The organism is Lentzea chajnantorensis, assembly GCF_054300775.1.
Genome location: NZ_JBSDZT010000002.1, coordinates 8483619 through 8506515, shown reverse-complemented (window position 1 = coordinate 8506515; position 22897 = coordinate 8483619). Strand labels below are relative to the sequence as shown.

The window sequence follows — 22897 nt, the reverse complement described above, 5'->3', positions numbered from 1 at the left end:
CTTCTGGGTACTCCGCCGGACATGACTGATCCGGAAGAAGCCGAGGAGTTCGCCGAAGAGGTCGGTGTCGACCCGACCCCGCAGGAGGTGGACGAGTACCGCGAGATGACGCAACCGGGCGAGTGGCGCGCCGACGAGAAGATGGCACCGGGTGGCGCGCCCGCACCGCAGGACGGCGACGACCCGACCGGCGGTTCCGGCGCGTGATGTCCGATTTATCCGGTGCGGGTGAATAGTGTTCGCCCGCACCGGGTACCAGGATGCCGTGGATGCCCGAGTTGCCGTATTCGCCCCGTCCCCTCAACTGACCGTCACCGTCGAGGACCTCGACGGTGAGCCCGACGTGCACCTGCACGCGGGCGGCCAGGGTTTCTGGCAGTCCAGGATGATCGCCGCGTTGGGTGTCGAAGCCGTCGTGTGCGCGACCTTCGGCGGCGAGACCGGACGTGTGCTGCGCACGTTGCTGGAAGGCGAGCACGTCGACCTGCGCGCACGTGATGTCGCCGCGCGCAACGGCGCCTACGTGCACGACCGCCGCGACGGAAGCCGGTCCGAGGTGGTCGAGATGCTCCCGGACGCGTTGTCCCGCCACGAGCTCGACGACGTCTACGAGCTGGCCCTGATCGAGGGCATCCGCGCCGGCACGGCCGTGCTGAGCGGCCCGTCCGACGACCGGGTGCTGCCGCACGACGTCTACCACCGCCTCACCGCCGACCTCACCAGCAACGGCTGCCGCGTGATCGTCGACCTCGCCGGCGACCGGCTGGCCGAGGCCGTGCGCGGCGGCCCGCACGTCGTGAAGGTCAGCCACGAGGAGCTGGGCGAGGAGGACGTGCCCAAGCTCATCGCGAAGTGCCGCGAGCTCGCCGAGTCGTGCGTCCACGGCGTGGTGGTCTCCCGTGCGGACGAACCGGCATTGGCCCTGCTGGAGGACAAGCTGTACTTCGTGAAGATGCCCCAGTTGCAGCCGGTCGACACGCGGGGCGCGGGCGACTCCATGACCGCGGGGATTTCAGCGGGCCTCGCACTGGGTATGTCGTTGGAGGACGCGGTGAAGCTCGGCGCCGCCGCGGGCGCGGTCAACGTGACGCGCCACGGTCTCGGCAGCGGGAGCGGCGACGCGGTGCGGGAGCTGAGCAAACGCGTGGAACTGGAGCCGATCGAGGAATGAGCGGATGCGCGCGCTGATCACCAACGACGACGGAATCGACTCGCCCGGCCTGCTGGTGCTGGCGCAGGCCGCGGTCTCACTGGGCTACGAGGTGGTCGTCGCGGCACCGGCCCAGCAGGCCAGCGGCACCAGCGCCTCGGTGGCGGCGGTCGGCGACACCGGCAGGGTGGTCAGCGAACGCCGTGACCTGCCCGGTCTCGACGTCGAGGCGTGGGCGGTCGCCGCCCACCCCGGCCTGATCTCGCTGATCGCCTGCCAGGGCGGTTTGGGCGGCAAGCCCGACGTGCTGCTCTCCGGCATCAACCTGGGCGCGAACGTCGGACGCGCCGTCCTGCACTCCGGCACCGTCGGCGCTGCCCTGACCGCGCACGTGAACGACGTGTCCGCGCTCGCGGTGTCGCTCGACGTCGGGTTGGACCACCCCGAACCGCTGTGGGACAAGGCGGGCGAGCTGGCACGCGTCGTGCTGCCGCTGCTGGGGGAGATGCCCGATGCGACGGTGCTCTCGCTCAACGTGCCGAACGCCGGTGACGTGCGCGGACTCCGCTGGGCGGAGCTGGCCCGGTTCGGCACGGTGCAGAGCCGCGTGGACGAGGCCGGCGAGAACGAGGTCGAGCTCGTCGCCGTGTACTCCGAGGAGTCACCCGCACCCGGCACGGACGCCGCGCTGCTCGGCGAGGGCTACGCGACGCTGACCGCGCTGCGCTCGGTGGAGCGCGACACTAGCGTCGAGCGCCCTTTGCCGCCCTGGCCAGCGTGATCACGAGCCCGATCAGCGCGGTCCGCACCTCCAGGAAGCTCTCGGCCGTGATGTCGTCGACGTAGAACGCCAGCAAGCCGAACGACACGAGCAGCAGGAGGCCGTACATCCGCGCCAGGTCGAGCCGCCACGCCATGACGACGCCGAGCGCGCCGACGCCGATCTGCAGCACGTGGTAGTTCGGGTCGAGCCCGAACAGGTCGAGCCACCCGAAGACGAGCTGGAACACCCCGGCCGTGAGGGTGAGCGCCTGTGGCCTGGTGAACCGGAAGCGGTCGGTCGTCGCCAAGGCCATGGTCGCCCTACCCTTCGGATCGCCGCCACACCGCGTCGTACTTCGCTTGGCTTTCGCGGTCCTGCGCGGCATTGCGCTCTCGACGGCCTGCGGTCGCTGTTCCTCTGGGATACCCGTACTTCGTGAGGCGGTAATCCACGCTTTCGGGTGCGTAGGACAACGCGAAGTAAAGGCCCACAACGAATCCCAGCGCACCGCACGCGATGGCGAGCGGCCACGGCGACCCGAGCCCGAACACGAGCGCCAGCGTGATGGCCGTCGTCAGCGGCGTGACCTGCACCAGGCTGCGGAGCGTGAAGCGCAGCAACCACTTCGGACCGGTCACGTCGTCGTAGACGAACGCGCGGTGCTTCTGCGGCACGCGCCCACCGGCGTAGTACCAGAGCTTCAGCGCGGGGTTCATGCCGTGGCCTTCGCGATCACCTTGCGCAGCACCTCGTTCAGCTGGGCGAGCTCCTCGAACGACATGCCGAGCTGCTCGACGACCTTGAAGGGGATCTTCAGCGCCTCGTTCCTGAGCTCCTGCCCCTGCTCGGTGAGGGTCAGCGCCAGCGCGCGCTCGTCGGCCTTGTCGCGCTGCCGCTCGACGTACCCGATGGCCTCCAGCCGCTTCAGCAACGGGCTGAGGGTGCCGGGGTCGAGCTGCAGGGCCGTGGAGAGGTCCTTCACCGTGCGCGGCGACCGCTCCCACAGGGCCAGCATCACCAGGTACTGCGGGTGGGTGAGGTTGAGGGGTTCGAGGATCGGCCGGTAGACCGCGATCACCGTGCGGCTGGCCACCGTGAGCCCGAAGCAGACCTGCCGCTCCAGCTCAAGGGGGTTCTCCGGGATACTTGGCGTGCTAATCATTTGTGCACACAGTATCTCGGGGGCGTGTCTGCGGTCCAGCGGGTGTGGCGGGGGAGACGTTCCCCGCTCCAGGCCCTACCTCAGCGCTTCGGTCAGCACCCCGGCCGTCACCGCGGCACCGGCGGCCGTCATCACCGTGCCCCCGTGGTCGACCTCGGGGATCAGCACCGGCTCGTGCAGCACGGGCAGCGCCGCGCGGAACCCGGCCGCGTCCTGCGCCGAGTAGGCGGGCGGGGTGTCCGGCCCGGTGCTCCACCCGGCGTGCACGAACCACGTCGGCACGGTCAGCGAGCGCCAGGGCGAGGTGCCGAGGACGGTGTCGCGCGCGTCGGCGAGGACGGTGGCCCGGTCGAGCCTGCGGTGGCCGTCGGGGGACAGGTCGTGGGCGAAGTACGCGCGCTGCAGCGGGTCGGCCGGGTCGATGAGCGGGTTCGCGGCGGCGTTCGCGGCGAGGTAGCCGTCCGGTGTCCAGGTCCGGTCCAGGACGGCGAGCTGCGGAGCGAACGCGGCCTCGATCAGCTCGGGGGTCATGGCGGCGTGCGCGGGCATGGGCAGACCGCCGTCCACGAGAACGAGCGCGCGCACCCGGTCCGGATGGCGCACGGCGAGGTCGACGCCGACGTACGCGCCCATGGACATGCCGCACACCGTCACCGCGTCGAGTTCCAACGCGTCCAGCACGCGCACCATGTCGTCGGTGTGCTGCCGGAGCGACGAGCCCGTCAGTGCCACGCTGTCGGCACGGCCGCGCAGGTCGGGTGCCACCAGCGTGAAGCCGTGCGCGGCGACCCAGCTCCACAGCTTGCGGTTGCTGGTCAGGCCGTGGACGGCGAGCACGGGTGCGGTGTCGCCGTCCACCACCTCGACGGTCAGGGTCCCGCCGGTGACGGGGACGTGGTGCAGCATGTGCCGGAGCTCCTCTCAGGCCTTGCCCGGGTTGAAGATGCGCAACGGGTCGAGGGTGTGCTTGACGGCGTCCTGCACGGCGCACACGTCGGGGCCGAGCTCGCGGATCATGCCGTCGCGCTTGAGCAGGCCCACGCCGTGCTCGCCGGTGACGGTGCCGCCGAGTGCGAGCGCGGCGTCGATGATGTCGGTGAACGCGGCCTGCGCGGCGATGCGCGCGTTGTCGTCGCCGGGCGGGGTGACGAGCATCGGGTGCAGGTTGCCGTCGCCGGCGTGGGCGATGGTCGCCACCTGGACGCCGTGCCGCGCACCGATCTCCACGATCCGCGCGAGCATCGCGGGCACGGCCGACCGCGGCACGCACACGTCCTCGGTCAGCAGCGGCCCGAGGCGTTCCAGCGCCGGGTAGGCGAGGCGGCGGGCGGCGAACAGCGCCTCGGCCTCGGTCGAGTCGGTCGACCGCTCGGTCCACACGGCGCCGGCCTCGGTGAACGCGCTGGCCAGGCCGTCGGCGTCCGCGGCGGTCTCGGCGCGGGCCAGCAGCATGGCCTCGGTGTCGGGTTCGATGCCCAGGCGCTTCCAGTCCTCGACGGCCCGCAGGCACGCGCGGTCGACCAGCTCCAGCGCCGCCGGTTGCAGGCCGCGGCGGGTGCACAGCGCGACCGCGTCACCCGCGGCGACGAGTCCGGCGAACGCGCCGACGACGGTGGCCTGCGGTGCGGGCGCGGGGCGCAGCCGCAGGGTGATCTCGGTGACGACGCCGAGCGTGCCCTCCGAGCCGACCAGCAGGCTGGTCAGGTCGTACCCGGCGACGCCCTTGGTGGTGCGCCGCCCCAGCCGGACCGCCGTGCCGTACTCGACGGGCCCGCCCATCACGACCTCCAGGCCGAGGACGTAGTCGCGGGTCACGCCGTACTTCAGGCAGCACAGGCCGCCGGCGTTCGTGGCGACGTTGCCGCCGATGGTCGACCACGGCGAGCTGGCCGGGTCCGGCGGGTACCAGAGCCCCTGCGCGGCAACGGCTTTCTTGAGGTCGTCGTTCACCACGCCGGGCTGCACGACGGCGAGCAGGTTCTCCTGGTCGATCTCCAGCACCCGGTCCATCCGGCTGAGGTCGAGCACGAGGCAGCCGTCGACGGCGTTCGCCCCGCCGGACAGCCCGGTACCCGCACCGCGCGGCACGATCGGGACGTTGTGGGCGGCGCAGTGCCGCACCGCCTCCTGGACCTCCGCCGTGGACTGCGGCCGGAACGCGGCCCAGGGCGTGCCCGCGGGCGCCCACTCGGCCTCGTCGTGGCTCAGGTTCACGAGCGAGTTCGGGTCGGTGATCAGGTTCGGCAAGGTCATGACCGCTCCAACGCGCCGTGCGCGGCCTTGTGCGCCACGCGTTCCAGTTCCGCACCCCACTCTGCCGGAGTCGTGTCCGCGTGGAACGGCACGACGCCGAACCCCGCCACCGCGAACCGCGCGAAGAGCAGCAGGTCGAAGGCCTGCGCGGGGGAGGCGAGCGGGGGTGTGAGCAGCGCGGCGATGCTCTCGGCACCCGCGTTGAGCTCCCGGGTACCGGTGGCGATGAGGTCCGGTTCCCGCAGGATCACCTCGCGGCGGCCGAGCTTGAGCGCCCACTGCTCCGGCGTGATCGTGCCGACCGCGGCGCGAACCGCGTCCACCAGTGCCGCGACGGGGTCCGGGCCCGGCCGCAGCGCGCGGACGACCCGGCTGAGGAACGCGTCGTACCAGAAGATCGCGGCCTTGCTGCCGAACGTGCGGAACAGCGTCCGCTCGGACACCCCGGCCCGGTCGGCGATCGCCTTGGTCGAGGTCGCCGCGAACCCGTGCTCCAGGCACAGCTCGATGGCCGCCTGCTGGATGGCGAGGCGGGTGCGCAGGTCCTTCGCGGCGCGGCCGGTGAGCGTCTCCACGCGGCTCAACCTAGCGCGAAATGTCAGCAACTGCCAGATTTTCTGGCAGGAACTGTCAGAGTGTGGGGTGCGGGTTCTGGGGTAGACGACCTGCATGCCCCGCACGACCGTCGTCATCGCCACGCGGAACCGCGCCGACAGCCTGCTGCGCACCCTCGCGCACCTCAGCCCGTCGCGGGTGCCGGTGATCGTGGTCGACAACGCCTCCACCGACGACACCGCCGCACGCGTGCGGGCCGAGTTCCCGCTGGTCCGGGTGTTGCAGTCGCCGGTCAACCGCGGTGCGGCCGGTCGCAACGCCGGGGTGCTGGCCGCGCGCACGCCGTACGTGGCGTTCGCGGACGACGACTCGTGGTGGGCGCCGGGGGCGTTCGAGCGGGCCGAGCGGATCTTCGACGACCACCCGGACCTCGCCGTGATCGCGGGCCGCACGCTCGTCGGTCCTGAGGAGAGACCGGACCCGATCACACCGCTGCTGCGCGACAGCCCGCTCGGTCAGGGCGTGGCGGGGCCCGCGGTGCTGGGGTTCCTGGCCTGCTCGGCGATCGTGCGGCGGCAGGCGTTCGAGGAGGTCGGCGGGTTCAGCGCGCTGCTGTTCTTCCGCGGCGAGGAGACGCTGCTGGCGTGGGACCTCGCGGCAGCGGGCTGGGCGCTCTGCTACGTCGAGGACGTGGTGGCGCACCACCACCCGTCACCGCACCGCGAGCAGGGAGGGGAGATCGTCGAACGGCGCAACGCCGTGCTGACGTCGTGGATGCGCAGGCCCGTGAGCCGGGCACTGGCGGACTCGCTGCGGGACCCGGTGGCGTTCCGCGCGGCCGTGCCCCGCCTGCGCCAGGCGCTCCGGCAGCGCAGCGCGTTGCCGGAGCACCTGGAGGCGCAGATCAGGAAAGCGAGCGGACCGCCGCGGCGAGGCGCGTGATGCCCTCGTCGATCTGCTCCGGCGTGACACCCGAGAACGCGAGGCGCATCTCGTTGTCGCCGCCCTCCAGCAGGAAGTCGGAGCCCTTCACGAACTCGACGCCGTGCTCCTTGGCGACCGGGAACAGCTTCTCGATCGACACGCCCGGCAGCTCGACCCACATGAAGTAGCCGCCCTGCGGCGCCGTGAACACGGCCTCGGGCAGCTCCCGCCGCAACGCCGCGACGAGCGCGTCCCGGCGGGCGCGCAGCGCGGTGCGCACGTTGACGACCGACTCGTCGAGGCGACCGGACCGGCAGTACGAGTTCACGATCGACTGCGCCACCATGTTCGGCGAGATGTACGTGGTGGTGGCGATGTCCTGGACCGCCTTGATGACGGACTTCGGCCCCACCAGGTACCCGCAGCGGATGCCGGGCGCCATGGTCTTCGAGAACGACGACGCGTAGACGACCTTCTCGTTCTCGTCCTGCGACAGCATCGTCGGCAGCGGCTCGCCCTCGAACCGCACCTTCACGTACGGGTCGTCCTCGAACAGCACGAAGTCGTACCGGGCCGCGAGCTCCAGCAGCCGCGCCCGCTTGGCCGCGGACAGCGTGTAGCCGGCCGGGTTGTGGAAGTTCGGGATGATGTGCGCGAGCTTCGGCCGCACACCGCTCTCCAGCAGCTTCTCCAGCGCGTCGACGTCGATGCCGTCGGTCTGCAGCTCGATCGCGTGGACCTTCGCGCCGCGCTGGCGCAGGTTCAGCAGCGTGCGGTCGTAGGTCGGCGCCTCGACCACGACGTCGTCGCCCTCGCCCACGAGCAGCTCGAACAGGAACGCGTCGGCCTGCATCGACCCGTTGGTGACGAGCACCTGCTCCGGCTCGACCCCGTGCTGCTCCGCGAGCCAGGTCCGCAGCGGCACGTAGCCGACGCTCGTTCCGTACGCGAAGGTGCCGCCGGGGTCGTCCGTGAAGGCTTTCTGCGCTGCTTCGCGCAGACCTTCCTGGTCGATGATGTCGAGAGAGGGCGCTCCGCGCGTGAACAGGATCGAGGCCATGCGCGGAGCGTACAACTCCCACTATTTGGGCTACGGCGCGTATGCGTATGCGTTGAGCTGGTCGACCGCGCTCTTCGCGCCACCGAGGTGGTAGAGGTCGACCGACAGGTAGTTCGGCTTCTTCCGCGCCGCGGGCTGGCAGAACTGCTGCGCCCGGTTCAGCACCTTCTCGTTGTCCGTCGTGGCGGTGTTCGTGAACGGCACGTCCCGGAAGTGGTTCATGACGAACAGCGGCTGGAACCGGTCGGTGGCCGTGAGCGGTTTTTCAGCCCATCGGCTGTAGCAGGACCAGTCGGACGCGCCCACCCCCGGCCCCATCGACCAGTAGTTCTCGACGGTCCAGTCCCGCTGGTACAGCACACCGGTGTCCTCGCGCCCGTCCTTGTCGTGGTCGGTGAAGACGATCAACCGCTTGTTCGCGCTCTGGAGCTGGCTGCGCGTCGGCCAGCCGTTCTCCTTCACGCCCTCGGCCCGGTACAGCACGTCGTTGAGCCCGTTGACCTTGCGCAGCTCGGCGCGCAGCGTGGCGGCGTCGACGTAGTCCTCCAGGAAGACCGTGATGATCTCCTGGCGGTTGTTCCGCAGGAAGTCGACCATGCGCTGCAGGTCGACGTTGAGCGCCACGGGCCGGCTGACGAGCGTGCAGCTGTTGTGGCAGAGGATCGCGCCGTCCGGCGTCTGGTGGATGTCGAGCATGAACCCGCGCACGCCGTCGTTCAGCTGCTGCACGATGCCGCGCGTCTGGTTCTTGGCGAGGTTGACGAACGGCGGCGCGAACCCGCCGTCGACCCCGTTCGCATACGCGTTGTGGGCCGTCAGGAACGTCATCTGGTCGAGCCGCGGGTCAGCCGGCATCGGGTTCTGCCGACCGGTGACGGGCGTGAGGTACCACCGCGTCTCCCCGCCGAGGCCGAAGACCTCCCACTGGTCACCGAACTGCGTGAGCGAGTGGACCGTGTCCCCCTGTGAGCACGGCGCCATGCTGAGCTGGCGGGTGATGCACTGCCCCGGCGAGTCGGTGTTCTCGAACCTCCCGTCGGCGAGCCGCCACTGCTGGTGGTCCTCGTTGCCCTTCGGGCGGTGCAGGGCGAGTCCGGTGCCGCTCTGGGCGACGTTGAGCCCGGTGCGCACACCGGTGACGTAGAACGTGCCGCTCGGGGCCGCCACCGCCGGGGAGGCGGTGACGACGGGCACCAGGGGCAGTAGCAGCGCGGCTGCGATGGCAGGGAGGTATCGCATGGTGAACAGCGTCACTTAGATGAGCGAAACATGAAACATCTTCAGCAGTGTGAACGTTTAACACTGTGGATGTTCCGCGCGTCGGACCGCCCGCCGCACCTGGTTGCGGGGCCGGTTGAGGGCCTGGTCACGGGCCTGGTTGCGAGCAAGGCAGCCGTCACCCAGCCGAAGGGTCAGGGCCAGTGTGGAGCGCCGCCTCCACAAGCCGCGCAGGGTTCGACTCCCTCAGTCGCCACTCGCCGCGGTGCCACTCGCCGCGGTGCCACTCGCCGCGGTGCCACTCGCCGCGGTGCCACTCGCCGCGGTGCCACTCGCCGCGGTGCCGCTCGCCGCGGTGTCGCTCGCCGCGGTGTCGCTCGCCGCACGGCGCGGGTTCCGCGCGGCACAGACCTCGCCGGGCTACGCGTCAGCCCGGCGGCCCACTTCCAGGCGCCTCCTCCGCCCGGCGACCCACCTTCCAGCGCCTTCTCACTCCAGCGCCCCTCCCGGACCTCCTCGCCCCGGCGAGGCCAGCACGGCACGCAGCCGCTCCTCCACGTACCGCAGCGCCTCCCGCAGCTGCCCCTCGGTCGCACCCCGGCGCGACCTCACGCCGACCCGGCGGTTCACCTCCCGCGGGTGCCGCCACGTCCAGCGGGCGAGCTGGACGACCCTGGCGTTGACGGCGGAGGCGAGGTGCGTGCTGTCGATCACTGGTCCTCCTCGGACACGAAGTCGTGGAGAACCCAGGATGACGACGAGGTCTGACATTTTCGGGAACCGCAGGTCAGAGCCGCGGGAAACCTCAGGGACGTCCCGGATGCCCCCACCCCGCCCCCTCGCCACCATCAGAACCATGGACGACGGGCTGCGGAGGCTGACCGGCATCGCCTCGATCATCTTCACCACCGGCACGGCACTGCACGCGTTCGTGGTCGTCAACCACCACACGCTCACCCTGATGATGGTGAAGGCGAACGCCGACCCCGCCACCGCCGGCCAGTTCCTGACCACGTTCCGCGTCGTCGGCTGTCTCTACATCGCCGGCAACGCCCTCGGCGTCCTCGCCCTGCGCAAGAGCCCGCCGAGGTGGCTCTTCTGGCCGGTCCTCGCGGTCAACGTCACCCAAGCCGCCGGGGTGTTCATGGTGCCGCCGGAGATGTGGGCGGCCGCGAGAGAGGAGTTCGGCCTGGCGGGCATGCTGCCGTCGCTGGTCACGGACGGCGGCGCGCTCGTCCTCGCCGTCATCCTCGTCGTCGGCCGAGGCCTGAGCATGCGAAAGGGCCCGTTCAGCGGAGCTGAACGGGCCCTTCGTCACACCAAGAGCGAAATCAGATGACGCGGACGTCCTGCGCCTGCGGTCCCTTCTGACCCTGCCCGATCTCGAACTCCACGCGCTGCTGCTCGTCCAGCGACTTGAAGCCGTTGCCGGAGATCTGCGAGTAGTGAACGAAAACGTCCGGTCCGCCGCCGTCCTGGGCGATGAATCCGAAGCCCTTTTCGCCGTTGAACCACTTAACGGTGCCCTGCGCCATGCGAAATGCTCCCTAAAGTCTGCCAACCCCGGAGACCGGGGTAGGACCCAGTGTGCCAGGTCCGCGTCCTTCTCACATCGTGGTTAGCCCGGTGGTGTGAAGAAGTAAGTTGGCACGGGTGCCACCGAGAGGAGCAGGGATGACGAACTGGCTGGACGTCGCGCGGGACGTCGCGGCGACGCTCAGGTCCGACGCGGCGGACCGGGACCGGGCCAACCAGCCGCCCACCAAGGAGGTGGAGCTGCTCCGGCAGAGCGGCCTGCTGAACGTCGGCGACTGGGCCGTGCAGCAGCGGGTCACCCGGGTCATCGGGGCCGCCGACGCCAACGCCGGGCACCTCCTCGGGTACCACTACCTGCAGGTCTGGCGTTCCGGCCTGTTCGACACGTCCTTCTCCCGCCACGACGACCAGTTCTGGGCCGGGGTCAGCAACCCGCTCGACGCCGCGCTCGAACTGACGCCCACGGGCTCCGGGTTCCTGCTCAACGGGCGCAAGACGTTCGCCACCGGCGCGAGCGTCGCCGACCGCATCGTGGTCAGCGCGACGCGCACCGACAACGGCGAGAAGCTGACCTTCCTGCTCGACGGAAAAGCGACGGGAATCACCTACCTGGACGACTGGGACAACATCGGTCAGCGGCTCACCGCGTCCGGCGGGGTCGTGTTCGAGAACGTCGAGGTCTCCGAGGTCCTGGGCGTGCAGCCGGCGAACGAGGACCCGCGGCTCAGCCTCGCCGCGATCGGGTTCCAGCTCGTGCTCGCGCAGCTCTACGTCGCCATCGCCGAGGGCGCGCTGGAGGAGGCCGCCGACTACACCCGCACGAAGACCCGCCCGTGGTTCGTCAGCGGGGTCGACGCCGCGACCGAGGACCCGTACGTCGTCGCCGCCTACGGCGAGATGGTGGCGCAGACGAAGGCGGCCGGGCTGCTCGCGGACCGGGCGGCCGAGCTGCTCTGGGAGGCCAGTGAGCTGGGCCGGGGCCTCACGCCGCAGAAGCGCGCGCAGGTGGCCGTCGAGATCTCCGCCGCCAAGGTGGTCAGCACCAAGCTCGTCAACGACGTCACCAGCCGCATCTTCGAACAGGTCGGCGCGCGCGGCACGGCGGCCAAGTACGGCGTTGACCGGTTCTGGCGCAACGCGCGCACGCTCACGTTGCACGACCCGGTCGTCTACAAGGCCCGTGAGGTCGGCGAGCACTTCCTCACCGGTGCCCGTCCCGCGCACACCGGGTACAGCTGATGGAACCCGTTCTCGCCGACTCGGTCCGGCTCACCGACGAGGGCGTGCTGGTCCTGGACCGCCGCCGCTTCCCGTTCGAACGCGAGTGGGTGCTGTGCCGGACGGCCGAGGAGGTCGCGAAGGCCGTCGAGGACATGGTCACCCAGTCCTCCGGACCGTACTTCGCCGTCCTCTACGGCATGGTGCTCAAGGCCCGCACCCTCGAACACCTGCCGTTCGAGCAGGCCAGGCAGCAGCTCGCCGCCACCGCGCACGTGCTGGAGAACACCCGGCGCACCAACAACGCCCTGCGCAAGGCCACCGCGGTCGTCCTGGAGGCGGTCGACGAGCACCGGGACGTCAGCCGGGCGCTCGACGGCGCCCGCACCGGGGACGAGCGCTACCGCGGCAAGAGCCGCGCGCTCGGCGAGCACACCGCGGCCCTGCTGCCCGACGACGCGACCGTCCTCACCCACTGCTGGGCCGACCTCTACCTCACGGAGACGGTCAAAGCCGCCCAGCGGCGGGGCAAGCGGCTCAAGTTCTTCTGCACGGAGACCCGCCCGTACCTGCAGGGCGCCCGGCTCACCGCCGAGACGTTGATCGAGATGGGCGTCGACACCACGCTCATCACCGACGGCATGGGCGCGGCGGTGTTGCAGAGCGGTGAGGTCGACGCCTTGGTCACGGCGGCCGACCGGGTGACCATGGACGGGCACGTGGTGAACAAGGTCGGCACACTGGGCCTGGCCGTGGCCGCGCACGCGTTCGGCGTGCCGTTCCACGCCCAGGTGCAGGCGCCCGACCTGGATGCGCCGACGGCGGAGGACGTGGAGATCGAGTACCGCGATGGCGCCGAGGTGCTGCAGGTGCTCGGCCGGCCGAGTGCCACGCCGCGGGCGAAGGGGCTGTACCCGGCGTTCGACGTGACGCCGCCGCGGTTCGTCACCGACGTGGTGACCGACCGCGGTGTCTTCCGCGCCGGGGAGCTGGACGAGTACTACGAGGGAGAACAGCGGTGAGCAAGTGGGTCGTGCTCGACATCGAGGGCACGCTGAGCGCGACGGACCAGGTGCTGGTCGTCCTCTACGACTACGCGCGCCCGCGGCTCGGGCCGTGGATCGAGCAGCACGGCGACGACCCGGTGGTCGCCGACGCGGTCGCGCAGGTCAAGGAGCTGTCCGGTCACGACGACGTCGTGAAGGCGCTGCACGACTGGATGGACGCCGACCAGAAGGTCACGCCGCTCAAGACGTTGCAGGGCCTCATCTGGCAGCAGGGCTACGCGCAGGGCGACCTGGTGGCGGAGTTCTTCCCGGACGTCGTGCCCGCCATGCGCAAGTGGCACGGCGAGGGCGTGAAGCTCGCGATCTTCTCCAGCGGGTCGGTCGCGGGCCAGGTCGCGTTCTTCCGGCACACCACCGACGGCGACCTGACCCCGTTGCTGGAGCACCACTTCGACACGGTCAACGCCGGCCCGAAGCGCGAGGCCGCGTCGTACCACAAGATCGCCGAGACGCTGCGGTCCGACGACATCACCTTCTACAGCGACGTTCCCGCGGAGCTGCACGCCGCGCAGGAGGCGGGCTGGAAGACGGTCGGTGTCGCGCGCGCGGGCGAGCCGTACGCCAACGCCGACTTCGCGCCGCACCCGACGGTGTGGGAGCTGTCGTGACCGCGGAGCTCGCCCGCGAGTGCGCCCGGTTCGCCGCGATGGGCTGGATGCGCGGCACCTCGGGCAACCTCTCCGTGGTCCTGCAACGCGATCCGCTGCGGCTCGCGGTCACGGTCAGCGGCGTCGACAAGGGCGAGATCACCGCCGAGGACAGCGTCGTGATCGACGAGAACGGCGCCGCCGTGGACAGCGACAAGGTCCCGAGCGCCGAGGCGGGCCTGCACGCCCGCATCGCGAAGGTCGCCGGGGCGGGCGCGGTCGTCCACGTCCACGCGCTGGCACCGGTCGTGGCGGCCGAGCACTGGCCGGACGGCGTGGTGCTCAAGGACCTGGAGATGCTCAAGGGCTTCGGCCGGTACGCGCACGAGGAGGTGGTCGTCCCGGTCGTGCCGAACTCGCAGGACATGGTCGAGCTGGGCGACGCCTTCGAGAAGGGCTTCGACCCGCGCACGCCCGCGCTGATCGTCGCACGGCACGGCGTCTACGTCTGGGGCGACGACCTGGTGCAGGCCCGGCACCGGCTGGAATGCCTGGAGTGGTTGCTGCGCTTCAAGGTGGAGACGCGCACGGAAACCTTCACGGGGAGGCACGCATGACGCTGCTGACGGTGTGGCCGGACTCCGGCCCCGAGGAAACCCTGCTCCGCACCAGCGACCCCGAGGAGGTCGCCACCGCGCTCAAGGAGCACGGCGTGCGGTTCTCCCGCTGGTCCGTCGTGGACGGTGTGACGGCCGAGAACGCGTTGCAGGCGTACGAGAAGGACATCGCCCGCGTCAGCGAGACGGAGGGCTACACCTACGTCGACGCGATGGAGATGACCCCCGCCGACACCGACGAGTACCGCGCGAAGGCCGTCGAGTTCCGCAACCGGTTCCTCGCCGAGCACACGCACGACGACGACGAGGACCGCTACTTCGCCCGTGGCGCCGGTGTTTTCTACCTGCACATCGGCGACAGGGTGTACGGCGTGCTGTGCACCGAGGGCGACCTGCTGAGCGTCCCGGCGAACACCACGCACTGGTTCGACATGGGCACGAAGCCGGACTACGTGTCGGTGCGGTTCTTCCACGACGACGACGGCTGGGTCGGCAACTTCACCGGCAGCGACATCGCCACGAAGTTCCCCACCTTCGACGAGCTGGTCTCCGGTTCAGGAATGTGAAAAGTTCGCCCATCTGAATGTTGTTCCGGAATTCCGGAGAACTGTTGATCCCTCCGCCTTCGTGCCCCCAAAGTGGTGCAGACCACTTGTCGAAGGTCGGAGGGATTCACCGTGGAAACCCCTGCGCTCCACCCACGCCGTTCCGTGCTCGCCCTCGCCCTCACCGCACCCCTGCTCGTCGCGCCGGCCGGTCAGGCCCTCGCCCAGCCGCCCTCTGCCCAATGGGTTTCGGCGCCGTACACCTACACCGTGCAGAAGCCGCACAACCTCGCCACCAGCGCGCGCTACAAGTTCGAAGGCGGCGTCCACACCATGTGGGTCTACGACTACGACGAGCCGCACACCCCCGGCAGCCCAACTGATCCCCGCACCGAGCTGCGCTTCAACCAGGAGTACTCCAGCGGGTCGCGCGCCTGGGAGGGCGAGGTCTACATCCCGTCCGGCGTCAGCGGCCCGACGGTCGTGCAGATCCTGCGCGGCAGCCGCCCGGACGGCACCCGCGCCACCGACGTGATGCTCAACGTCGCCAACATCAACGGCGGCACCCTGCGCAAGGACAGCGACCAGGTCATCGCGACCGGCATTTACAACAAGTGGTTCCGCATTCGCGTGGAGCACACCGCCGTCGCGGGCGGGCGCGGCACCGTGAAGACCTATTACAACGGCACCCTCAAACTCACCCACCAGGACGAGGGCCCGGCCACGCGGTACTTCAAGAACGGCGTCTACCACCACGGCAGCGGCCGCGCGGAGGCCCGTTTCCGCAACATCACCTACTGGCGCCAGTGATCCTTTGCCGGAACGGCAACGGAAGTGGTGCGGGTCGGGTCGCGGCTGGCAGGTTTCACCCATGCACGTTTTCCTCACGGGCGCCGGCGGCTACATCGGCGGCGCCGTCGCCAGGCGGCTCATCGGCGCCGGCCACACCGTGCGCGGCCTGACCCGCACCCCCGGCGTCGTCGGCGAGCTGGCCGCGGCGGGCATCGACCCGGTCGTCGGCGACCTCGGCGACACCGCCCTGCTCGACCGGGAGGCCCGGCGGGTGGACGCGGTCGTCAACACCGCGAACAGCGACCACCGCGGTGCGGTGGACACCTTCGTGGAGGCGTTGCGCGGCACGGACAAGGTGCTGGTCCACACCAGCGGCACCAGCGTGGTCGGCGACGACGCGCAGGGCGGGCCGTCCGGCACCGTCGTCGACGACGCCGTGCCGTTCACCCCGGGGGACCACCCGGTCCGGCGTGCCCGCTACGACCTCGACCGCGCCGTGGTCGACGCGGACCTGCGCTCGGTCGTCCTGTGCAACTCGCTGGTCTACGGCACCGGCACCGGCCCCCGCCCGCAGACCGTCCTGGTCCCGCCGCTGGTCGAGCAGGCCAGGAGCAGCGGTGTGGTCCGCGTGGTCGGCCGCGGCCTCAACCGCTGGTCCACCGTGCACCTCGACGACATGGCCGACCTCTACCTCCTGGCCCTCACCGAGCCCGCGGCCACCGGGTTGTACTTCGTGGCGGGCGGTGAGGACGTCTCGTTCGCCGACATCGGCCAGGCCATCGCCCGCCGCCTCGGCCTCGGCCCGGTGCGGCCGTGGGGCCTGGAGGAAGCCGGTGCCGCGTGGGGCGAGGGGTTCGCCCGCTACGCGCTCGGCGCCAACAGCCGGGTCCGCGCCACCCGCGCCCGCGCCCTCGGCTGGCGCCCCTCGCGTCCGTCCCTCACGGACTGGCTCGAACACGAGATGCCCTTATCGTGAGCGCATGGGCTCACAGGTGGCGGTGGCATCGCTCGGCGGCACGATCACGATGACGGGCTCCGGCGCGGTGTCACCGACCCTGGGCGCGCGGGACCTCGTCGGCGGCCTGGAGGTCGGCGAGATCGCCACCCTCGCCACCACCCCCGGCGCCTCGCTGACGTTCGACGTGCTCTTGGAGACCTTCGACTGGGCCGACCGGCAGGTCGCCGAGGGCGCGAGTGGTGTGGTGATCGTCCAGGGCACCGACACCCTCGAAGAGACCGCGTACTTCTTCGACTGCCTGTGGCCGCACGACCACCCGCTCGTCGTCACCGGCGCCATGCGCCACCCCGGCCTGCCCGGCGCGGACGGCCCGGCGAACCTCGCGGCGGCCGTCGCCGTGGCCCTGGCCGGGAACTCCCGCGGTCGCGGCGCGCTCCTGGTGCTGGGCGACGAGGTCCACGCCGCCCGCTGGGTCCGCAAGACGCACAGCAGCCTGCCCAGCGCCTTCAGCTCCTTCCCCGGCCCGCTCGGTCTCCTCGTGGAGGGCGCCCCGCACTACTTCCACCCCGCCCACCGGCTGCCCGCCCTGCCACGGCCCCGCACCGTGCCACCGGTCCCGCTCGTCGAGGCCACGATCGACGACGACGGCACCCTGCTCGACTGGCTCAACGTCGGGGGAGTGGTCATCGCCGCGACGGGCGTCGGGCACGTGTCGGCGGGCATGGCCGCGGCGATCTCACGGGCGCGGTTCCCGGTCGTCGTCGCCACGCGGACGGGCGCGGGCACCACGTTCCAGAACACCTACGGCTTCACCGGCTCCGAGTCCGACCTCATCCAGCGCGGCGCGGTGATGGCCGGCTGGCTATGTCCCCGTAAGGCACGCGTGCTGCTGCGGCTCGCCCTCGGCGCGATGGTGCCTATCAACGACGTATTCGCAGCTCGCGGCGGGGTTTTCTAGCTCTGTTTTCACCCGAACGAGCCCGTTACTTGGTTTCATTCCACGCCATAACTTCCTTGCTATGGCAGCAATCGCGTCCACTCCGTACAGCCGGGACCTCGGCGACGAGCTCCGCCGTATACGGGAGTCGTGCACCTCGTTCCATGGTCGGGCGATGGCACTGCACCTGGGTTGGGACCCGAGCAAGGTGTCCGACATCGAACTCGGCAAGGCTCGCGCAAGCGACATCGACCTCGTGCAGTACCTGGCGACCTGCGGGAAGAACCTGGAGTTCGTCGAGTCCTTCCGCCGCCGGTACCACCACGCGTTCGACCTGTACTTCGCGCAGGACAACAGCAACCTGCGCACGCTGGCGATGACAGAGACGATGGCCACCAGGATCTTCGCCTACGACCTGATCATCGTCAACGGCCTCCTCCAGACGGAACGCTACGCACGGGAGTTGTTCGTCGACTCCCACATCGAGGCGCCAGAGGATATCGAGGCGTACATCGAGGCTCGCATGGAGCGCCAGGCGATTCTCAAGCGGTGGAACCGGCCAGACTGCGTGTTCTACGTGCACGAACTTGCTCTGCAGATGCGGATGGGCGACGCTCAGATCCGTGAAGACCAGTACCTGCGGCTGCTCTTCAACACGCACATACTGCGCATCGTGCCCGCGCACATCACCAGTTTCAGGTCGCCGAGCGTGTTGTACGAGTTCGCAAAGGCGTCTCCGGTGGTCTTCACGGAAACCGACACCACTCAGGTCTTCGCTCAGGAGAAGGCCGCTGTCGCACAGGCCAGGAGACTCTTTCAGCGGCTGGATGCCGTTGCGTTGGATGAGGAACAATCGCGGAGCAAGCTGATGGAGTACGTCAGCGGACTGCGAGAGGATTCTCATGACCCAGGAACAGACCTGGCGTAAGAGCAGCTACAGCACCGGCAACGGCAACGGCAACTGTGTGGAGGTGTCACTGGTCCAGGACGCGCTCGTGCGGGACACCAAGAACGTGAGCGGTGACGTGCTCACGTTCTCGACTCCCGCGTGGCGCGCGCTCGTCAGCTGGATCGGCTGACGGCGACCGAGGTGTTCGCGGTCTCGACCGTCACGCGGACGGTCTGAGGGGCGAGCGACTGCAGGTACTGGGCGTGGTCGCGGCCGATGGTGTCGCCGAGCGCGATGAACGCGAGGCGCGGCAGGTCGAACGCCGTGGTGGCGCAGAAGTCCTCCAGCCGGTCGAAGCCGCGCCGGATGCCGGTGGCGTCGAGGCCGAAGACGGCGTGCCGGTCGAGCTTGGCGGCGCCCACGTCGAGCAGGTGCAACGCGTGCAGGGCGTGGGTGAACGCCATCGCGCACACCTCGATGCGGGCGCACGACGCCAGGAGCGTGCGCACCATCGACGGGTGCAGCGACTTGCCGGACGTGCGCAGGACGACGTCGATGCCGGCTCGGCGGAACTTCTCGACGATCTCGAACAGGCCGGGCACGCCGAGGGGTTCGCCCCCTCCGAGCGTGACCGTGTCGGGGCGCATGGAGATGAGCGCCTTGGCGATGTGCAGCATGCGGTCGTGGCTGAGCCGCGCGTGTGCGACGTCCCAGGTGATGTCCATGGGCAGGGCTCCCTGAAGGCTCGGCGGATGCGCCGATCGAAGCCGGGGAGGTGTCCCGCTGTCAGGTGACCGGTGTCCCGAACCGGCCGGGACGGCGGTTGCTCACGAGCTGCCGAGGCCTGCTTCCCGTGCCGCCACGATGGCCTGCGCGCGGTCCGCGACCTGGAGTTTCGTGAAGATGGCGGAGACCCGGTTGCGGACGGTCTTCTGCGAGAGGCTGAGCCGGTGCGCGATGGAGGCGTTGTCCTTGCCGGAGGCCATCAGCTCCAGCACGTCGCGTTCGCGGTCGGTCAGCTGCGGGAACGCCACCGCCTTGGACGACGAGATCGCCGTGAAGTAGCCCATCATGCGCTGGGCGATGGTCGCGCTGAAGATCGCCTCACCGGCTCCTATGGCCTGCACCGCGCGCACGATCTCGTCGTCGTCCGTGGTCTTGACGAGGTACCCGCGTGCGCCGGCCCGCATCGCGGCGAAGACGAGTTCGTCGTCCTCGTGCATCGTCAGCACGAGCACGCCGACCTCCGGCAGGGCCGCCAGCATCTGCTTCGCGGCCTCGACACCGCCCAGCCGCGGCATGTGCAGGTCGAGCACGACGACGTCCGGGCGGGTGGCGAGCACGACCTCCACGGCCTCGACGCCGTCGGCCGCCGTGCCGACCACCGCGATGCCGTCCTCGCCGTCCAGCAACGCCTTCATGCCGCGCCGGAACACCGGGTGGTCGTCGGCGATCACGACCCGCGCCATCGAGAACCTCCCGCATCAGCGGACTTCCAGCGGAAGCCGCGCGACCACCCGAGTGCCGTGTGGTTGTGCGGGTCCCACTGTGCACGATCCGCCCAGTTCGGCGCAGCGTTCTCGCATGGAGTCCAGCCCGACGCCGGGCGTCGCGTCCGGTGCCACGCCGCGGCCGTCGTCGGTGATCTCCACGACCAGGTCGCCGTCGTGCCGGACCGTGATGACGCAGTGCCGTGCGCCCGAGTGCCGTGCGGTGTTCGTCAACGCCTCCGCGACGATCCGGTAGGCGGCGACCTCGACCGCGGCGGACAGGCCCTCGACCTCCTCGGCCTCGACGCGCACCGCCAGCTCGCCGTGGAACCGCGCGGCCTCGTCCCGCACCGCCAGCGCCAAGCCCTGGTCGAGGATCGGTGGCCGCAACCCGTCCACCAGCCTGCGCACCTCGCCCGCCGTGGAGTCGACGTCACCGAGCACCGGGTCCAGCGCCTCACCCATCGACCGCCGCAATGCCTTGAGCTGCAACCGGATGCCCACCAACGCCGGTCCCACGCCGTCGTGCAGGTCGCGCCGCAGCCGCAGCCGTTCTTCTTCGCGCGCACGCACGAGCCGTTCGCGAGCGAGTTGCAGATCGGCCGTCAGCTTCATCGACTGGGCGGCCGGTGCGGTGGACCGCGCCAGGTCGACCAGGAGGCTGAGCTCCTTGTCGCTCAACCGCTCGTCCGGCGCACGCGGCTCGACCACCAGGTCACCGACCGCGGCACCGCGGTAGGTCATGGGGAACCGCAGCTGCGGCCACCCGCGGCTGCGCCCGTGCTCGGCCAGCACCGACCCGCCGCGGATCGCGACGTACGGCAGCTTCAACGACTCGGCGACCGTCTGCGCGACGGTCGGCAGCACGTCCTGGGACCGTTCGAGCTTCTCGCTCAACGTCGACAGCGCGGCATAAGGGTCAGACCGTTCGCCATAAAGCCACCGGTCGAGCTTCTTCTGCACCCAGCTGCGGAACGGCGCGAACACCAGCCCCGCCGCCACGACCCCGATGACCTCGGCGTCACTGCTGAACAACTGACCGGCCGCGAGCATCACACCCAGGTAGATGAGCAGCAACGCCACCGTGAGCGTGCCGTAGAGCAACGACCGGTGGATGAGCAGGCTGATGTCGTACAGCCCGTACCGCACGATCGCGATCACCGCGGCCGCCGGGAACGCCAGCACCCCGATGACCCACGCGAAGTGCCCGTCCGTGGTCTCCAGCGCCGTCGCGACGACCGCCAGCGCCAGCAACGCGAACGCCCACACGAGCAGCCGGCGTTCGTCCCCCTCGGCCCGCCGCCAGCGCAGGAACAACGCCGCCACCGCCGCGACCACCGACACCCCGGCCGCGAGCACGGCGACCACCGTGATGCCCTTGGCCAGCCCGCCACCCGCGTGCTCCCAGAAACCCGCCGGGTCACCCCACGACCCCCAGGCGAGCCCGACCGTGCCGAGGACGGCGCTCACCAGGCTCGCGCCGATGGCGAACCACCACCGGTGCCCCAACGGCCTGCCGTTCGGGAAGACCAGCGCCACAGCGGGCAGCAGCGCGTAGGTCGGCCACCAGACCCACGCCTCCACCCACCGCGCCGGGTGCTCGACCGGCTGGCCCGCCACGGCGACCGTGATCCCGCCGAACAGGCCCATGACGAGCAGCAACCAGCCGACGGCCGACCGTTCCACGTGACCGATCACCCGCACCCCGAGCAGGGTGCAGGCGAAGGCCACGAGCCAGTTGCGGGGATGCGAGACCGCGCCGGTGAGCGCCGTGTGCACCACGGCGTAGAGCACACAGGCGGCCACCAGCGCGCCGACGACCCTGGCGAGGGCGACCTCGCCGCGGGTCAGGCGCTGAGCCAGTGCCACAGGTTGTGGAACGGAGAACCGGAGTCCATCGTGCTGAGCCCGGACCCGCCCGGCCAGCCCTGGAACGTGAGCAGTCGGTGCCGCAGCTGCTCCACGGTCATCGGCTTGCCCGGCCGGTGGGCGTGGTCGAAATCGACGTCACCAGGCTGCGGGCTCATCGCCCGCGCCTGAAGCTCCGCGTACCAGGACAGGAGCTCTTCGTCTGACATGGTCGAGAAGTAGGGCGGCAGCTGTACTTCCTGCCCGGCTTTCTGCTCGGACTTCGACATGCCCAGTAGGAGCCGTCGTGCACACCCCAGATACACGGGTGGCCCCGATCGTTGCGACGATCGGGGCCACGCGGGGTTGCGCTGGTGACTCAGGGTAGGACCTGCATCGCGATGACCGCTTTTCCGGTTGTCTCCCCGTGCCATCATCGGCTGCGGTGGAGGTGGCGCCGTGCCGACACTCGGCGAAGTCGGGGAAAAGCTCCGGTTGGTGCTCGACAAGATCAGCCAGGCGATCGGCGCGGCGCACACCGCGGCGGACCTGGCCGAAGATGCCCGGCGCCTGGTCGGTGTCGCCGGTTGGGCTCACCTCAGAACACATCGCACGACTTCGGGGTCGGCTGCCACCACCTGTGCAGGAACGAGGCCAGAAGACGTACGGGCGGTGGTTCACACCAGATTCCCCTGATCAGGAAATCGTGAGTGGCGGGGGAGCGGAGGCTGATGCTGCCGCCGAGTTCCTCAAGAGCCTCGACATGCCCCGTCGCGGTGTGCCGTTCGTGGCCTCGCATGTTGAAACGAAGCTCGCGGTGCGCATGCGCAACAACGGTATGAGCAGATGATCACAGGAGGTGAGAAGGCGCCGTGGTGACACTCAGAGCCGTTTTCGACCACGAAACCGGCATGTCTCCGCTCCTCGTCAGCACTCACGACGAGCTGGCCGAGCTGATCGCTCAGGTGATCGCGCTGTCGGAAGGCGAATCGATCGCCTCGATCGTGGAGATCGGAGTCGACGACGAGAACCCGTACGCCTTTCCCGCGCTTCAAGCGGGCATCGGGCCGGAGTCCGGTTTCGTCTACGAGCTGTGGAGTTCCTCGCGGGCGACGATCGGCGCGTCGGACGCCGACGGCACCGTCCTGTTCGACTACGCGGGTCACGTGCAGGAGATCCCGTCGCGCCACGTCGTGCCGCTTGCGGCAGTGCGGGCTGTGCTGTCGGCCTATCTCGAACACGACGGGTTCATCCCACCGGACTTCGCCGCGCTGCACGAGGTCGAGGACTGAGCACGGGTTCTGCCTGCGCAGAGCAGGCAGAACCCG

The 22897-nt window shown here is 70.2% G+C and carries 32 protein-coding genes; 18 read left to right on the top strand and 14 right to left on the bottom strand.

The genetic code is table 11. The features are described 5' to 3' along the window. Positions 1-21: 21 nt before the first annotated feature. Genes ACVDFE_RS40750 through surE form a run of 3 tightly spaced genes read left to right on the top strand, consistent with a single transcriptional unit; the run spans position 22 to position 1931 of the window. Entirely contained in the window at positions 22-207 is a 186-nt protein-coding gene (locus ACVDFE_RS40750) for a hypothetical protein (RefSeq protein WP_360398067.1), read from the top strand. A gap of 58 nt (positions 208-265) precedes the next feature. Beyond that, positions 266-1171, top strand: coding sequence for a 1-phosphofructokinase family hexose kinase (locus ACVDFE_RS40745; protein WP_360398069.1), 906 nt, complete (start codon positions 266-268; stop codon positions 1169-1171). 4 nt (positions 1172-1175) lie between these two features. Then, positions 1176-1931, top strand: coding sequence for a 5'/3'-nucleotidase SurE (gene surE, locus ACVDFE_RS40740; protein WP_458434154.1), 756 nt, complete (start codon positions 1176-1178; stop codon positions 1929-1931). Here the strand turns inward: surE and ACVDFE_RS40735 are convergent. From ACVDFE_RS40735 to ACVDFE_RS40710, 6 genes are all read right to left on the bottom strand, one after another. Next, positions 1894-2226 carry a hypothetical protein gene (locus ACVDFE_RS40735; RefSeq protein ID WP_360398073.1) on the bottom strand — a complete coding sequence of 111 codons (333 nt, stop codon included), beginning with the start codon at positions 2224-2226 and terminating at the stop codon, positions 1894-1896. The two genes, surE and ACVDFE_RS40735, sit on opposite strands and share 38 nt — an antisense overlap. 7 nt (positions 2227-2233) lie before the next feature. Then, positions 2234-2629 carry a DUF5313 family protein gene (locus ACVDFE_RS40730; RefSeq protein WP_360398075.1) on the bottom strand — a complete coding sequence of 132 codons (396 nt, stop codon included), beginning with the start codon at positions 2627-2629 and terminating at the stop codon, positions 2234-2236. After that, a complete protein-coding gene (locus ACVDFE_RS40725; protein WP_458434153.1) occupies positions 2626-3075 on the bottom strand; it encodes a MarR family winged helix-turn-helix transcriptional regulator in 450 nt (149 codons plus the stop codon). Before ACVDFE_RS40725 ends, ACVDFE_RS40730 begins: the two co-directional genes overlap by 4 nt. A 75-nt stretch (positions 3076-3150) precedes the next feature. Further along, on the bottom strand, positions 3151-3981 hold the full coding sequence (locus ACVDFE_RS40720) for an alpha/beta fold hydrolase (RefSeq protein ID WP_458434152.1): 831 nt from the start codon (positions 3979-3981) through the stop codon (positions 3151-3153). Positions 3982-3996: 15 nt separating this feature from the next. After that, complete coding sequence (locus ACVDFE_RS40715; protein WP_458434151.1) at positions 3997-5328, bottom strand: FAD-binding oxidoreductase; 1332 nt, start codon at positions 5326-5328, stop codon at positions 3997-3999. Next, positions 5325-5903, bottom strand: a complete 579-nt coding sequence (locus ACVDFE_RS40710) for a TetR/AcrR family transcriptional regulator (RefSeq protein ID WP_360398083.1) — start codon at positions 5901-5903, stop codon at positions 5325-5327. The genes ACVDFE_RS40715 and ACVDFE_RS40710 overlap by 4 nt, the downstream gene beginning before the upstream one ends. 94 nt (positions 5904-5997) lie before the next feature. Here ACVDFE_RS40710 and ACVDFE_RS40705 point away from each other — a divergent pair, with 94 nt between their 5' ends. Continuing rightward, on the top strand, positions 5998-6825 hold the full coding sequence (locus ACVDFE_RS40705; RefSeq protein WP_360398085.1) for a glycosyltransferase family 2 protein: 828 nt from the start codon (positions 5998-6000) through the stop codon (positions 6823-6825). On the opposite strand, the gene ACVDFE_RS40700 is transcribed toward ACVDFE_RS40705, so the two are convergent. The 3 genes from ACVDFE_RS40700 to ACVDFE_RS40690 form a co-directional block, all read right to left on the bottom strand. After that, a complete protein-coding gene (locus ACVDFE_RS40700) occupies positions 6788-7867 on the bottom strand; it encodes an aminotransferase-like domain-containing protein (RefSeq protein WP_360398087.1) in 1080 nt (359 codons plus the stop codon). The two genes, ACVDFE_RS40705 and ACVDFE_RS40700, sit on opposite strands and share 38 nt — an antisense overlap. 30 nt (positions 7868-7897) lie before the next feature. Beyond that, the gene (locus tag ACVDFE_RS40695; protein WP_458434150.1) at positions 7898-9106 is read right to left on the bottom strand and encodes a PI-PLC domain-containing protein; all 1209 of its coding nucleotides are present in this window, start codon (positions 9104-9106) and stop codon (positions 7898-7900) included. Positions 9107-9574: 468 nt separating this feature from the next. Beyond that, positions 9575-9799, bottom strand: a complete 225-nt coding sequence (locus ACVDFE_RS40690) for a hypothetical protein (RefSeq protein WP_458434149.1) — start codon at positions 9797-9799, stop codon at positions 9575-9577. A gap of 142 nt (positions 9800-9941) precedes the next feature. Between ACVDFE_RS40690 and ACVDFE_RS40685 the strand changes: the two genes are divergently transcribed. Further along, positions 9942-10424, top strand: a complete 483-nt coding sequence (locus ACVDFE_RS40685; protein WP_458434148.1) for a hypothetical protein — start codon at positions 9942-9944, stop codon at positions 10422-10424. On the opposite strand, the gene ACVDFE_RS40680 is transcribed toward ACVDFE_RS40685, so the two are convergent. Then, positions 10417-10620, bottom strand: coding sequence for a cold-shock protein (locus tag ACVDFE_RS40680; RefSeq protein WP_360398093.1), 204 nt, complete (start codon positions 10618-10620; stop codon positions 10417-10419). The genes ACVDFE_RS40685 and ACVDFE_RS40680 overlap by 8 nt on opposite strands. A gap of 139 nt (positions 10621-10759) precedes the next feature. Between ACVDFE_RS40680 and ACVDFE_RS40675 the strand changes: the two genes are divergently transcribed. The 10 genes from ACVDFE_RS40675 (at position 10760) to ACVDFE_RS40630 (ending at position 18421) form a co-directional block, all read left to right on the top strand. Continuing rightward, on the top strand, positions 10760-11860 hold the full coding sequence (locus ACVDFE_RS40675) for an acyl-CoA dehydrogenase family protein (RefSeq protein WP_458434147.1): 1101 nt from the start codon (positions 10760-10762) through the stop codon (positions 11858-11860). Then, positions 11860-12861: a s-methyl-5-thioribose-1-phosphate isomerase gene (locus ACVDFE_RS40670; protein WP_458434146.1), complete on the top strand. Its 1002-nt coding sequence runs from the start codon at positions 11860-11862 to the stop codon at positions 12859-12861. Before ACVDFE_RS40675 ends, ACVDFE_RS40670 begins: the two co-directional genes overlap by 1 nt. Then, positions 12858-13514, top strand: a complete 657-nt coding sequence (mtnC, locus tag ACVDFE_RS40665) for an acireductone synthase (RefSeq protein ID WP_360398099.1) — start codon at positions 12858-12860, stop codon at positions 13512-13514. The genes ACVDFE_RS40670 and mtnC overlap by 4 nt, the downstream gene beginning before the upstream one ends. Beyond that, the gene (gene mtnB / locus ACVDFE_RS40660; protein ID WP_360398101.1) at positions 13511-14110 is read left to right on the top strand and encodes a methylthioribulose 1-phosphate dehydratase; all 600 of its coding nucleotides are present in this window, start codon (positions 13511-13513) and stop codon (positions 14108-14110) included. The genes mtnC and mtnB overlap by 4 nt, the downstream gene beginning before the upstream one ends. Further along, complete coding sequence (locus ACVDFE_RS40655; protein ID WP_360398103.1) at positions 14107-14676, top strand: 1,2-dihydroxy-3-keto-5-methylthiopentene dioxygenase; 570 nt, start codon at positions 14107-14109, stop codon at positions 14674-14676. Before mtnB ends, ACVDFE_RS40655 begins: the two co-directional genes overlap by 4 nt. A gap of 111 nt (positions 14677-14787) precedes the next feature. Then, positions 14788-15465 carry a polysaccharide lyase family 7 protein gene (locus tag ACVDFE_RS40650; protein WP_458434145.1) on the top strand — a complete coding sequence of 226 codons (678 nt, stop codon included), beginning with the start codon at positions 14788-14790 and terminating at the stop codon, positions 15463-15465. A gap of 61 nt (positions 15466-15526) precedes the next feature. Further along, entirely contained in the window at positions 15527-16423 is an 897-nt protein-coding gene (locus tag ACVDFE_RS40645) for an NAD-dependent epimerase/dehydratase family protein (RefSeq protein WP_458434144.1), read from the top strand. A gap of 4 nt (positions 16424-16427) precedes the next feature. Continuing rightward, positions 16428-17363, top strand: coding sequence for an asparaginase (locus ACVDFE_RS40640; RefSeq protein WP_458434143.1), 936 nt, complete (start codon positions 16428-16430; stop codon positions 17361-17363). 154 nt (positions 17364-17517) lie between these two features. Beyond that, positions 17518-18270 carry a DUF5753 domain-containing protein gene (locus ACVDFE_RS40635; RefSeq protein WP_458434142.1) on the top strand — a complete coding sequence of 251 codons (753 nt, stop codon included), beginning with the start codon at positions 17518-17520 and terminating at the stop codon, positions 18268-18270. Beyond that, positions 18245-18421, top strand: a complete 177-nt coding sequence (locus ACVDFE_RS40630) for a DUF397 domain-containing protein (RefSeq protein ID WP_458434141.1) — start codon at positions 18245-18247, stop codon at positions 18419-18421. The genes ACVDFE_RS40635 and ACVDFE_RS40630 overlap by 26 nt, the downstream gene beginning before the upstream one ends. Here the strand turns inward: ACVDFE_RS40630 and ACVDFE_RS40625 are convergent. The 4 genes from ACVDFE_RS40625 to ACVDFE_RS40610 form a co-directional block, all read right to left on the bottom strand. Continuing rightward, positions 18405-18956 (bottom strand): hypothetical protein, encoded by a 552-nt coding sequence (locus ACVDFE_RS40625; RefSeq protein ID WP_458434140.1) that lies wholly within the window; start codon positions 18954-18956, stop codon positions 18405-18407. The genes ACVDFE_RS40630 and ACVDFE_RS40625 overlap by 17 nt on opposite strands. Positions 18957-19058: 102 nt before the next feature. Further along, entirely contained in the window at positions 19059-19700 is a 642-nt protein-coding gene (locus ACVDFE_RS40620; RefSeq protein WP_360398117.1) for a response regulator transcription factor, read from the bottom strand. Between the two features lie 15 nt (positions 19701-19715). Beyond that, positions 19716-21590 carry a sensor histidine kinase gene (locus ACVDFE_RS40615; protein WP_458434139.1) on the bottom strand — a complete coding sequence of 625 codons (1875 nt, stop codon included), beginning with the start codon at positions 21588-21590 and terminating at the stop codon, positions 19716-19718. Continuing rightward, positions 21569-21859 (bottom strand): hypothetical protein, encoded by a 291-nt coding sequence (locus ACVDFE_RS40610; RefSeq protein WP_360398121.1) that lies wholly within the window; start codon positions 21857-21859, stop codon positions 21569-21571. The genes ACVDFE_RS40615 and ACVDFE_RS40610 overlap by 22 nt, the downstream gene beginning before the upstream one ends. 169 nt (positions 21860-22028) lie before the next feature. On the opposite strand from ACVDFE_RS40610, the gene ACVDFE_RS40605 reads away from it, so the two are divergent. From ACVDFE_RS40605 to ACVDFE_RS40595, 3 genes are all read left to right on the top strand, one after another. Next, positions 22029-22265, top strand: coding sequence for a hypothetical protein (locus ACVDFE_RS40605; RefSeq protein WP_360398274.1), 237 nt, complete (start codon positions 22029-22031; stop codon positions 22263-22265). Then, complete coding sequence (locus ACVDFE_RS40600; RefSeq protein ID WP_360398123.1) at positions 22210-22419, top strand: DddA-like double-stranded DNA deaminase toxin; 210 nt, start codon at positions 22210-22212, stop codon at positions 22417-22419. Before ACVDFE_RS40605 ends, ACVDFE_RS40600 begins: the two co-directional genes overlap by 56 nt. Before the next feature lie 61 nt (positions 22420-22480). Beyond that, entirely contained in the window at positions 22481-22861 is a 381-nt protein-coding gene (locus tag ACVDFE_RS40595; RefSeq protein ID WP_360398125.1) for an Imm1 family immunity protein, read from the top strand. Positions 22862-22897: the final 36 nt, after the last annotated feature.